Source organism: Pedobacter sp. CFBP9032 (genome assembly GCF_034045265.1).
In the GTDB taxonomy this organism is placed as follows: domain Bacteria; phylum Bacteroidota; class Bacteroidia; order Sphingobacteriales; family Sphingobacteriaceae; genus Pedobacter.
On record NZ_JAXCWE010000013.1, the window covers coordinates 43,144 to 55,984 of the forward strand.

General features: G+C 36.1%; 10 protein-coding genes. All 10 read right to left on the minus strand.

Annotated features, from left to right (window positions below):
- Complete coding sequence (locus tag SOM16_RS19765) at positions 1-1,302, minus strand: O-antigen polymerase (protein ID WP_320465726.1); 1,302 nt, start codon at positions 1,300-1,302, stop codon at positions 1-3.
- Positions 1,303-2,259, minus strand: coding sequence for a glycosyltransferase family A protein (locus SOM16_RS19770; protein WP_320465727.1), 957 nt, complete (start codon positions 2,257-2,259; stop codon positions 1,303-1,305). It abuts the gene before it with no gap.
- Positions 2,260-3,150 (minus strand): glycosyltransferase family 2 protein, encoded by an 891-nt coding sequence (locus SOM16_RS19775; protein WP_320465728.1) that lies wholly within the window; start codon positions 3,148-3,150, stop codon positions 2,260-2,262. It abuts the gene before it with no gap.
- Positions 3,151-3,152: 2 nt separating this feature from the next.
- The gene (locus tag SOM16_RS19780) at positions 3,153-4,142 is read right to left on the minus strand and encodes a hypothetical protein (protein WP_320465729.1); all 990 of its coding nucleotides are present in this window, start codon (positions 4,140-4,142) and stop codon (positions 3,153-3,155) included.
- A gap of 4 nt (positions 4,143-4,146) precedes the next feature.
- Positions 4,147-4,962, minus strand: a complete 816-nt coding sequence (locus SOM16_RS19785) for a DUF5672 family protein (protein ID WP_320465730.1) — start codon at positions 4,960-4,962, stop codon at positions 4,147-4,149.
- A complete protein-coding gene (locus SOM16_RS19790) occupies positions 4,962-6,413 on the minus strand; it encodes a flippase (protein WP_320465731.1) in 1,452 nt (483 codons plus the stop codon). Before SOM16_RS19790 ends, SOM16_RS19785 begins: the two co-directional genes overlap by 1 nt.
- Before the next feature lie 3 nt (positions 6,414-6,416).
- Positions 6,417-7,481, minus strand: a complete 1,065-nt coding sequence (locus tag SOM16_RS19795) for a lipopolysaccharide biosynthesis protein (protein WP_320465732.1) — start codon at positions 7,479-7,481, stop codon at positions 6,417-6,419.
- 3 nt (positions 7,482-7,484) lie between these two features.
- On the minus strand, positions 7,485-9,995 hold the full coding sequence (locus SOM16_RS19800; RefSeq protein WP_320465733.1) for an SLBB domain-containing protein: 2,511 nt from the start codon (positions 9,993-9,995) through the stop codon (positions 7,485-7,487).
- 183 nt (positions 9,996-10,178) lie between these two features.
- Positions 10,179-10,928: a tyrosine-protein phosphatase gene (locus SOM16_RS19805; RefSeq protein WP_320465734.1), complete on the minus strand. Its 750-nt coding sequence runs from the start codon at positions 10,926-10,928 to the stop codon at positions 10,179-10,181.
- A gap of 207 nt (positions 10,929-11,135) precedes the next feature.
- Complete coding sequence (gmd, locus tag SOM16_RS19810) at positions 11,136-12,272, minus strand: GDP-mannose 4,6-dehydratase (RefSeq protein WP_320465735.1); 1,137 nt, start codon at positions 12,270-12,272, stop codon at positions 11,136-11,138.
- Between the last annotated feature and the right edge of the window lie 569 nt (positions 12,273-12,841).

The following is a 12,841-nucleotide window of genomic DNA, read 5'->3' on the forward strand; positions in this document are numbered from 1 at the left end:
TTACTTAATGGCAATCCGGTTAACGATAAAAAAGAAAGCCACGAAAAACATATGGTAGAAATTCGTGAAAGAACTCATAAAGATGCAGAAAATGAATAAAGACCACTCCACAATATAGTATTCGCCATTTTTAGCAATATAGTTTTTGAAAGAATTCATAGATAAAAATCCATAAAGAAAATTCAAAACCACAACCCCAAACCACCTGAAATCCAGGAATGGGTCTACAACATAAGTTGCAATTTTAGTATAGGAGCTGTAAAGTGGGGGGTAGATTGCATTTTTATCAATGGGCAAAACGGTAATGATTGGTCTGGCTGAATACACTCCATAGCTCATATATTCATCTCGTAAAGCCTTAGTCACGATATCATTACCTACAGTAAAATTAACCGCACCGTATAAAGAAAGGTAACTCTCAATAATGCTGGTCGGCTTAGTGATATCTCCATAATCCCTTAAAAACTCATTCACCGTCATTTCATTCCCTTCATCAGATGAACTGCCCCGAAGTTGCCCTAAAATGATAAACAACACAATACACGCTGCACCAATAGAAAATAATTTTAAGAGGGGTATGGTTTTATAATAGCTATAGGCAATAAGCATAGAGAAGAAAAAGAGTACAATAATCTGCCTGCTAAAGAAATTAAGAATAATAAAAACACATACCAGGCTCAGCGCAATAAATTGCCAGAAACGAAGCGTTTTCTTTTTGAAAAGAATGTAAAACATAGCTGGCAATACCGAATTTAATACGATGAAATTGTGCAGGGGTGTTACATCATTTTCATTGATATCCTGGTATACGGCTGCATTACCTAAATTTAATACGGGCAAATAACCCAGCTGGCGTACTTCCATAATGAATACGCCAATACCAGCTATAAAAATAAGTAATAAGAAAGCTAAACTTAACCTACTACTTAAAGGAGGAATATAGTTCTTAAAACTAAATGAATAAGTTTTCATGGATATCAGCCCGCCGAGAATAAAGAATGCAACACTGAGAATCATAATCAGGCTAAACTGAAAATCATAACCAAGTTGCCGATCCGAGACGAATAAGAACGAAAAGCCGGCAATGTAGATGAATACACTATATATCGTGAAAGGGTTGATGATCTGGCCAAAACGAATAATAGAAAATATAGAAAGCGCTTCTGCCGTAACTAGAAACACAGCGTAAGGGATAAGTTCTTCAACAGAACATCCCCAAGAGGCATACCGTAATACAAGGTAAACATCTAAAGAAAGAAATGCTCCTATAATTAGGATGAATACATAAGGTTTGATGCCCATTTATTTGATATTTCTATACAATCTGGTGCCTAGTTTTAAAATTCCGTCTTTTAACAAGCGCCAATTTGCAGTCGGATTTTTTGCAAAACTACTGAAAATATAATGGAGACCTTTTGAAATTTGTAGAGACCGAACCTCATGGAGCGCAAGTAAGTCTAAATTTAATTTCTTTAACAATGTAATTTCATCTGCGGTCTTCGATTCTGAAAGTAATAGATCCATATTTGATCTTACCACAACTTCGCCTAAAAACATGTTCATTTTATTATTCATAGCACTATTTCCATGCACCCTGATCAAAGCAATGGATCGGTCATTGTTATCAAAAATAAAATGGGGTTGAAGAAGTGCAACTTTAAACCACACTAACCAGTCTTCGTTGTTTTTTAAGGTAGAATCAAATTGTCCTGCAGCTAAAATCAGTTCTTTTTTAACCAATGGACTGTTGATGGTTAATACATTATTCACTACAAGACGCCTCAATAGCTCAAAATCATGAAGGCTGTGTTGTGCTAAAAAGCCTATAGGGTATTTTTGTAAAAACTTACGCCCGGATGGATCATCGGTGAAGAAAACGGCGGTAGAAAATATAAGACCAGCACCTGTAGCTTCCCCTAGCGCCACCTGAATACTTAGCTTCTCTTTACTTAATAAATCATCAGCATCTAAAAACTGGAAATATTTACCTCTAGATAGTGATATTCCAATATTTTTAGCTGCCGAGGTACCTCCGTTTTTTACCGGATGGAAAGTAATACGGTAAGTTGGATATCTGCCTATGAATTCCTTTACTATTCTTTCTGTATCATCTGTAGAACCATCATCTACAATGATACATTCCCAATTTCGAAAGCTTTGTTGGATAATGCTTTCCAATGTTTCAGTAATAAGATGCGCATAATTATAAGAGGGTATAATAATGCTAACCAAAACCTCGCTATTTGTTGACACTTTCATTTAGGATTTCAAAATAATCTTCAGCTTTCTAAAAATATTGCCATCTTCTAATCTAAGTATTGACAATAGAAAGGTATGTAAAAAATAAAGGCTTTTTGCAAGCCTTGCATACCAGGTACCATGACACTTTTTATAAAATAGTTGTCTGCCTGTTGCAAAGTTCTCATACCTGAAATAATTAAATTTATCGCTTACCTGAGAACCACCTTCCAGATGAATAATCTTAACTTCTGGCAAAATTACACTTTTAAATCCTGCTTTTTTAATTCTAAAAGAGAGCTCAGTTTCCTCGAAATATAGAAAAAAATCATTGTCGAAAACGCCCACCGCATCAACCACACTTTTGCGGATAAACATAGCAGCTCCAGAGATAAAATCAACTTCCTTTATTTCATTATTATAGTTCACTACGCCAAGCAAGTACTTCCGTTTATATTCCTTCTTAAAAAAAATGTATGGCCCAAACATGGATAATAAACTTATTAAACTAGGGAAATTGCCAAATGATACGGTTTTCCGTGAGTCACCTGTAACCAATTCCCCGCCACAAACCGCATATTGATGATTTGATACCGCTCTCATAAAATCTAAAAAGTATTGTACAGCATTAGAAATAAGAAAGGCATCTGAATTTAATAAAAAAATAAATTCACCCTTGGCAATCTTTATTCCTTTATTATTAGCCCTGCCAAAACCTTCATTTTTTTGATTCAAAATCAGTTTTACATTTTCGAACTGATAAATAATAGCTTCTATACTTCGATCATCCGATGCATTATCAACAACAATGATTTCATATTTAATACCAATAGTATGCGAAATAACAGATTGGATACTCTGTTTAGTTAACGATGTTGTATTATAGTTGACAATAATTATTGATACATCCATAATTATATACTTGTGCTAATAATGTATTCTATTTGTTGCCATCTGTTTTGCCATTGATGTTTTTCCCGAACTACAAGGTAATTGCGCTCTATCAGATCATGGTAATTAGCATAATTATCAAGAATTGTTAGAAGTTGTTCTCCCGGATTTTGCATATCTATTTCAATTATTGGCTTATAATCAAATAACTCATTCATTTCATCAGGCATAATACCTAAAATCAGGCATTTGCTGGCCATGCATTGCAAATACCTGAGGGTCATGGTTGAGATATCTTCCGCTCGTGCTGGATGTGTGATGTTAGATGGTATACAGATAGAAATCTTCGTTTGGGCTAAAGCAACCTTAAATGCTAACTTGGTTTTAAAAAGAATAGGTTGATCTGTAGTTGAAAAGAGATGTTTTTTACACCGAACGGCTAGACTTTCAAAAATCTGATCATGATAAGGCTTGTAAGCCCTTCCAAATTCTAATACATCAATATCTTTGTTTTGATAATCTTCAAAAGTATATTCGATTGCATTAATCCCCTCCGGGATCCAATAAGCTTTACACTTTGAATGAACATTTGCCCGAAATTTAGCTACAACGTCTCTTGATGAAAAGAAAATAGCTTTAACGCTCAGAAGATCAAATAACTTTCCTAGTTCATGATGAAACCTTGGCCAGCCATCAAACATATAAATAAAATTTTTGGTCGAATAGAGAAAATAGGGAAGGCACATCTTTAGATCTGGCCCCATTTGAGCGCTAAAATTGATATCTTTACTGAAGCTAATACTGATTTTGGGTTGGATAAACGAAACCACCCTCCTGAACAAGCCAATAAAAAACACTTTTATACGTAAGTTCCCAACCTTTGTAATAACAGCACGCTCACCTTCAATTCCAGCAATACAAGTATAAAATTCATCGATACAATCTCTACTGAACTCATGCTCATCGGTCTTTAGCAATTTTAGTTTTGGTTTTTTAGACTCCTTAAGATTCATAATGCTAAATATTATATCCGAAGTTATTAATATAAGTTTTCCAGAACACTAAATCATACTTCCACCATGCATGACAGCCGAAAGGCAATTCATTATTATTCCATGCCAGTAACAATCCCGGATTGACTTCGAAACTAAACTTTATAGCTTCCTGCGGTGATGGGACCTTAAAATCAGGAAAGTTATTAGGTACCACCTCTGCCCAAAATAAATCTTCATTAATAATAGGTTGAAAAGGATATCCCGAATAAATATAAATTATCTGATGTTTTAAATACCTAAAAATTTTGATAACAATGTTAGCTGTGCCAACATTGAACGATCTTTTAAAACGAAGCTTTTTAAACTTAGAAACAATCTGATAACAAGCCTTAATGTCTTTGAGGCAAAATCCTCCATTGCCTTGCCCTACTAATTTAGCGGAGCCTGCCGCTTTATCGTGCCCTTCAAAAAGTGGAGCACCGATATGAGCATATCCTTTTTCGCACCACTTCACTAATTCATCTTTAAACACAAAAGCATCCAACTGATGAATCAGCATGAATTCATAATTAAAAAATGATTTGTAAAAACCAGGATATTTAAGCAAACGGTTGTAACCGTCTATGTTTTCAAAAAAAGTGCTGTCAAATGTTATACATCTTGCACGCTGATCTGCAACATATTCAAAATGGTCAAAGGTATCTTGCAAATGCTCAGGTATTGCAAAAAAAATATCATGCGCTGTCAAAATTTTAAAACATTGCTCCAGGGAGATACGTTCGAAAGCATTTAGCTCAAGGGTATACATCGGAATTACCACACATGCTTTTTTTTCCACTATCTACTGCCTCCCGAAAAATTAAATATTTTAAAGCCTGACAATACCTCTAGCACATGCTTATTCTTCCATAAATACAATTGGGAAACTAAATAAATGCAAGCAGACAACAATACAGTAATGATAATGACCAGAACAGGTACTGTGGTAACTTTTAATACGAGCATTTTCACTATAAAAAAAGTTAAGGAAGTACATATAGCCTGAATACTTTCCAACCAAGGAAAGTTTAACTTAAATAATTTAAATGAAAAATAAAATAATACCATGGATACGGTAAATTCTGTAGTTAAAGAAGTAATAGCAGCACCGCTTTCTTTAAAATGCGGAATTAATAAAAAATTTAGGCCTAAACTAACCACCATGCCAAAAAGCGAAGCGTAAAGAATCTTCCTTTCATGATGTAAGGGCAGTAAAATCTCATTTGCAAATACTTGTGCCATCCCGACAAAAATAACAATGAAACTCAGAATTTGTAGGGCACCCACAGCCGGGAGGTATTGATCGCCAGCAAATAATCTGATAATTTCTTCTGAAAGGCAGAAAGTACCAATAGCAATGGGAATACTTAAAAACATTACAAAGTTAATTGATTTATGCAGCAGCATCTTCGCCTCTTCCCAGTTTTTCTCTTTAAATGCAATGGTAAGTCTGGGGAGTAATACCGCTGATAAAACACCAATAACAACCATACTCAACTTGCTGATTCGCATAGCCGAAGCATAATAACCTACATGGATGTTACTGGTTAAAAAGCCTAAAATGATGCTATCAAAAACCAGGTAAATGGTGGTGATAATACTATTTGAAAATATAACCAACAGCGGTTTCAGATGATGTTTAAATGCTAGATTCCTAAACGAAACTTTAATAATCTTGCTGATAGAATACATATTAGTTACCGCGGCAAACACAGTAGCCACCAGATTGAGCGCGTAATACGTATTTAGATCTTTAACAGAATGAACGAGAACAAAAAGCAGTACAATCGTAAACAAACGAATTAATACTGTTCTGAGTGCAATGTATTTGAATTTTTCAATCCCTTGAAAAAACCATTCTGCTATGAACACATTTCCAAGTAAAATAGCCATTCCAATCTGATAGAGCTGAAAATTTGCAAGTAACCGTTGTGTAGACAAACTCAGGACCAGCAACGCTACTACTGATAATAAAGAGGTAATCAAATGAATAAGAATGAGTTCAGAAAAGACCTTACCCAATGCAATTGGATCGCCTTTCACTTTAGCAATTTCTCTTACCCCATACATGGGAATGCCCAGGGCAGAGAAGATTAGAAAGTAAGTAATAATGTTATCTGCAAAATTGATGGCCCCCATACCCGCTGGCCCCAATATCCTGGATGCATAGGGAAAAGTGATCAGCGGAAATAATATTTGAGAAATAGATAAGAGCGTGTTAAAGGCAATATTTTTCCTTAATACAGACATGAATTATTTGATCATCAATAAAAATCCCCTTCTCACTAATAAAGCCAGAGAAAATAGAAAGCCGCCTAGAAAAAATCCAACAACCATCCCTTGAGTTTTTGTAGTGGCAATCTTAGTTAACGGAAAAACAGGTTCATCTATAATTTGAATCAGGGGCATTTCTTTTTGCTGTGAAAGTTTAGACATTTCCAGGTTTTTAACTAATTCAGTTAAAATTGCCGTATTGGCCTGTGCATCTACCTGCCTTCTCTGTGAGGGTACTTTTAAAATCTGCCGCGAAGGATTGGCATTTGGGTTAGCATCTGTAGACGAAGCCATACCAGCCAAAGCACCATTTAATTCTCTTTTCACTGAATCCGTTTGATGTTGTAATACCGCAACATTTTGAGCTGATTTTTTCGTTTTAGTTAAGACATAGAATTCATTTACGTTTTTTACAATCTCGTCATTGAAGACTTTTGAAAATTGTTCATCTTTAGTAGTAACCTGAACCTTTAGGATACTTAATTTCTTATCAGGCTTGGTAACAGTTAAATAATTATTGTTAATGGTTTTTACGACTTCGCCAACAATACTATCCTGAACTCTTGTTAATTTTAAACGATTAGAATTTGAAAAATCAGTTTTATTTAAAAGCAACTCCTTATCCCATAAATCCTTTTGATGATTAAACTGTAGATATCGTTCAATAAGTAACTGCTTTTTGCCATCAAAATCAGATGAAGTTAGCAAGGCTTGTTGAATCATTCGTCGGGATTTGTATAGTTCAACTAAATTATCTCCCTGAAACACACCACCATTACCGCTGGTACCAATTTCAATTCCAACCATCGAAGCCAAACCTGCCATCTGCCCTAAACCACCTGCTCCATTAGCATCCTCTAATGCAAATGTACTTACCGCTACATACTTAGGTTTTTTATAGGTAGCATAAACATAACCTAATGCCACACCAAATAAACAACCTAAAATGATAATAAGCCATTTCGACTTCAAATAAGATAACCATTCAGTTGTTTTAATGGCCAGTTCTTTCAGCGTAATTTCTTTATGATTGGTTTCAGACATGGCTTAACGTAATAAACTTACAATAATGGCTGCCAATGAGGCGATACCTGTTGATACCCCAATAAAAGTGGCTGCATTAAGCTTTTCTCTTTCCGCTCTTTTAGGCACAAAAATTTCAGAACCTGGTTTTACTTGTGGGAAGTTATTAAAGAATAAAAATTTCCGGTTTGCTGCAACTGATCCGTTTGAATAAACAATAAACGCCCCTTTTTTATAAGCATTGTAACTAAAACCACCAGAGCCACTAATGTAACCGGTAAAGCTCTTTCCTTTTGTATACACGATGCTATTTGGTTTCAACACTTCGCCGGTAACCCGAACAGTTTGAAGTTCTTTTGGTACCCGGATTACATCTTCATTTTCTACAATTAAATCATAACGTGATAAAGGCTTATTCATTATTTTTTTAAGGTCAATCCCTACCAGATCGCTTCTTAAAATCTCCAGATCTTTATCCAGGCTGGTGGTATCTCTGGCACCAGATTGTTTTAAGCGTTGAAGATTCAATAATTTTTCCCTTTCTTCTCTTCTAGCCTCTAAACTATCCATTCTCAGATCTCCTTTACCGCTTCTTCGCAAAGATGCTCCTTCTACATAGGCTAATGGACTTAATCCACCTGCTCTTTTAATAATATCTGAAATTCTTTCATCTTTTTTGGTAATCGTATATACCCCGGGGTATAAAACCTCTCCTTCTATTTTGATTTGACGCTGTACATGATAGCTTTCTGAAGTTCTGATCGAAACAATATCAAACGGTTTCAACATAAAGCCTTGATCTTGTAGTTTCAAATCTGCGTCTACATTTACAGTAAAAACCTCTGCTGTTTGTGCAGATGCAGACATTGCGTCACTATTCTTAATCCTTCTGGAAATTTCAATCCGGTTTGGAGTTGCACCCTCTTTAAAACCACCAGACATCTGAATCAATGATTCCAGATTCATCCCATCTGCATATACAAATGTTCCTGGCTGCCTTACCTCACCTTGAATAGTTACCCTGAACTCTTCACGCAAGTCGAATATCGATTTAATACTAACTTTGTCCTCCCGCTGTAATTTGATATCTGGTTCTGTACCTGCTAATATTTTACCCAAATCGAAAGAAACCAGTGCTAAACTGTTATCTGCATTTAACCTGGAAATATAGCCCCGATTTAAGAAAGCATCTTCCTTCACACCATCGGCCTTTTCAATCAGGCTTTTAAGCGTTAACTGATTATCCAGCTCATATTGACCCGGACGGAAAACAGCTCCTTCAATCTCAACGCGATTAGCAAAGCGGTCTAGAATCCGATCCACAACATATTTATCCCCATTTTTGGGTTTGTAAGTGCCAAATTCTGATTCCGGAACATCTGTAATTTTACGTTCCCTATTGGTATTTTGCAATACTTTAATCTGTGCGGAATAAGCATCATTGGCAAAGCCACCAGCAAAACGTAAAGCATCAGCCAATGTTTCACCGTCTTTAATTTCGAAAAAAGCAGGTCTTTTAACCTCTCCTGATAACTCTATTCGCGTTTGATATACTGGAATATTGATCACATCCTGATCTTGCAGGCGAATATTACCCTTTTGAATTCCATTTAATAAAAAGTCATAAATATCCACAGTATAAATCACCTTATTATTCCTGATCACCTGGATATTCCGGTAAGTTCCGTTACTATTTGGTCCGCCTGAAGTACTTAGAACATTGAACAAAGAAGAAAGAGAAGATACTGTATATGATCCTGGTTTTACCGCCTCGCCTACAACAGTAATAGTGATGCTTTTAATATTACCAAGTGTTACTGATACAGATGTTCGTCCGGATCGTAACGCTGGATAGGTTCCTGAGAGAGATGCTTTTATTTTTGATGTCGCCTGTTCAATCGTTAAACCACCTACAGAAATGAGTCCAACATACTGCACTCGGATGGTACCATCCGGACTAACCTTAGACTTGTAGCTTACCTCATTATCTCCCGTAATATCTATCAATAACTCATCATCCGGGCCAATTACATAGCTTTTAGGTGTAGCCATCCTTAAATTAGGCTCAAATGTTTGCGTACTCATACCAAAAAGTTCTTCGCCAAAGATTTTTATTTTATTAGGAACTATCGTATTCGCCAATGCTTTGCTTGATAACGCCGAGTTAATTCGTTTAAGGGAATCAATTTTTGTTTGTGATGTATTTACTCTGGTACGATTGATATCAGTAAAGGGTTTACTTAAAGTTGGATCGTTAGCACCAGTATTTTCTGTTCCATCCTGCTGCCTGATTTTCTCTACCCGTACGCGAAGTTTTTCTATTTCTGTTTGTGGCATCCCCTGTGCCAGCGCAAGCTGCTCCAGTTGGGCATCATTGTAACCAATAGATTCTGCACGCTGCATCAATTCCCTGATTTTGGCATCACTCAGTTCATCAACCTTTACATCGGCATAATTGGTTTGAGCATATAGAGGTTGGGAAAGGATAAAGGCGCAAAAAATTAAAATGGCCTTAAGTAAATGTTTAAACTTCATGTGTAGGTAGTTTATGAAATTGTATAGACAGGCCCTTATCAAACCATTGCCACAAACAATATCATTTTATTTATATGCTATGTTGCCCCAAAAATACAAAATTATTTCATTGCTTGGGGAAATGCAAAAACATTAACACCTGTTTTGCCTCGTCGAAGTTAAGGTGCTGATGGATTAAGAAAATTACAGGGTTTCGTTAACACTTTGACCAAATAACTCCTTGTTTTTAAAAGGGTATTGACCAATTAGATCATATAACTTTCCACTTTGAACGGCATCAGTTAAGGTATTAAGGTGTTTATCATGGTGTAAATCCGTTCCAGCCAGGTCATACATATTTTCCTTTAACAGGTATTCTGCAAACTGCTTTACTTCTTTACCATAATAACCCACAATCGATAAGAGATTAAGCTGGAGCAAACAACCTTTTTCTTTAAAGCGATTGAGGCGTGTTCTGTCTTTAAAATAAAAAGTATACCGTTCCGGATGTGCTAAAATAGGTCTATAGCCTTTAATTTCTACATCAAATACCCTTTGACTAATATTCGGGCTTTCATTAAGATAAGACATCTCGATCAAAAGAAATTTTTCCTGTATAGGGCACATCTCGGCTTCCAGGTCGAAATCCTGGTCAATCATATATTCCGCTCCCGAATCTAATTTCAAAGAAACCTGCGCCTGATCCATGGCCAGTTGTAAAGCAAACCTCGCCTGATCAATCGTGATCTTTGTATTTGGGTATAATTCTTTAAAAATATGTGGCGTGGCGATCAGCTGACTAAAACCTAGATCTGCCAAAGACTTTACAAACCTGAGTGAGGTAGCAACATCCGGAGATCCATCATCTATTCCAGGTAAAATATGCGAGTGCATATCTATACCTAACCATGAAATGTCTGTTATTTTATTTTTTTTAGTGAAGAAGCTAAACATCTTATCAGAATATTGAATATAGTTTGAGAGGCGGCAATTTTAATTAATGAATTAACCATCAATTCTTGTTATCAAAAAATAATGGTTAGTATTTTTGTCACTTTTAAAATGCACTTTTTAAAATTACGAAAAAAGTATTTAATTCCCGTAAAGCAAAAAAATACTTGCCTGAATTCAGTATTCCAAATCAGGCAGTACACCTAACAATTACTCAAAATAGTTAAGCGTTTTATAACCTCCTTGTTTTAGGTATTCATCTTTTTTCATCAGATTAAGATCAGAGGCGATCATATCTTGAACCAGCAAAGGTAGGTCGTACTTAGGCACCCACCCCAATTGTGTTTTCGATTTTGTCGGATCACCTAACAATAAATCTACTTCGGTTGGCCTGAAATATTTTGGATCAACACGAACCACCGTTTGCCCTGGTTTCAAATTTTCACCTTTTAAACCAAGTTTACTAATTACCTGTTCATCGATATCGATAATTACGCCTTTTTCATGTTCATCCTTCCCAGAAAATTCGATGTCAATCCCCAGTTCAGCAAAACTCATTCTTACAAAATCACGAACAGTAGTGGTAACACCCGTTGCAATGACAAAATCTTCTGCACGTTCCTGCTGAAGAATTAGCCACATGGCTTCGATATAATCTTTTGCATGCCCCCAGTCTCTCTGTGCGGAAAGATTACCCAGGTATAAACAGCTCTGTAAACCTAAAGCGATTTTACACGATGCCCGCGTAATTTTCCTGGTCACAAAAGTTTCGCCACGTAATGGACTTTCATGGTTAAATAGAATGCCATTGCAGGCAAACATCTTATAAGCCTCACGATAATTTACGGTGATCCAGTAAGCATACATTTTTGCTGCCGCATAAGGCGAGCGGGGGTAAAATGGCGTGGTTTCACTTTGTGGAACTGCTTGTACCAAACCATATAACTCTGATGTAGAAGCCTGATAGATCCTCGTTTTCTCAGTTAATCCTAATATCCGAACAGCTTCCAGTAAACGTAAAGTCCCGATTCCGTCAGCATTTGCGGTATATTCAGGCATTTCAAAACTCACCTGAACATGGCTCATAGCAGCAAGATTATAGATCTCATCGGGCTGCACCTCCTGAACAATTCTGATTAAATTAGTTGAATCTGTTAAATCACCATAATGTAACTTAAAGCGAACATTGCTTTCATGCTGATCCTGATACAAATGATCAATCCGATCGGTATTGAAAGAAGAGGAACGCCTTTTCAACCCGTGTACAAAGTAGCCTTTTTTAAGTAAAAATTCAGCTAAGTATGCACCATCCTGTCCAGTTACGCCTGTAATTAAAGCAACTTTCATAAACTATTTTAAATTTTGAATTGCAAACATACTGAATAATTTATTTGATTGGCAAAAACACTTTAGGTTTTAGGAAACCACAGAACATACAGATTCATTACCACCTTTCATATTAGGTAGAAAGCAATAATATTGACTTTGGCAGACTAACTAAAGGAGTTCTGTTGATTGTTACGGTTACGATCTCTGCGTTTTTCGTTGTCTTTTAAACGCTTTAAGGAAAAATACGCTACTATATTTGAAAAAACTACAGCAGCAATGCCTAGGATTTCGATTGGAGTAATCATAATAGTGGAATAAACTAACGGCAAAACAAAGCGTTTGTCAGATTGTTTAGTTTTTTTTCATTTTCCGCCGCATATGCCGCCATCCTTCTTTTTTGCTCCAAACTCTTTCTCTTTGTTCATCACTTTTCTCCTTATTTTTTGCTCTTTGCTCTTTGGTCTTTGGTCTTTGTTCCTTGCTCTTTATTCTTTTTTCCTTACCCACTGCCCTCTATTCATTACGCTTCGCTATAAACTCTCTGCTTTCGCTCCCTGGTCTTTACTCTTTGTTCCTTATTCTTTGCT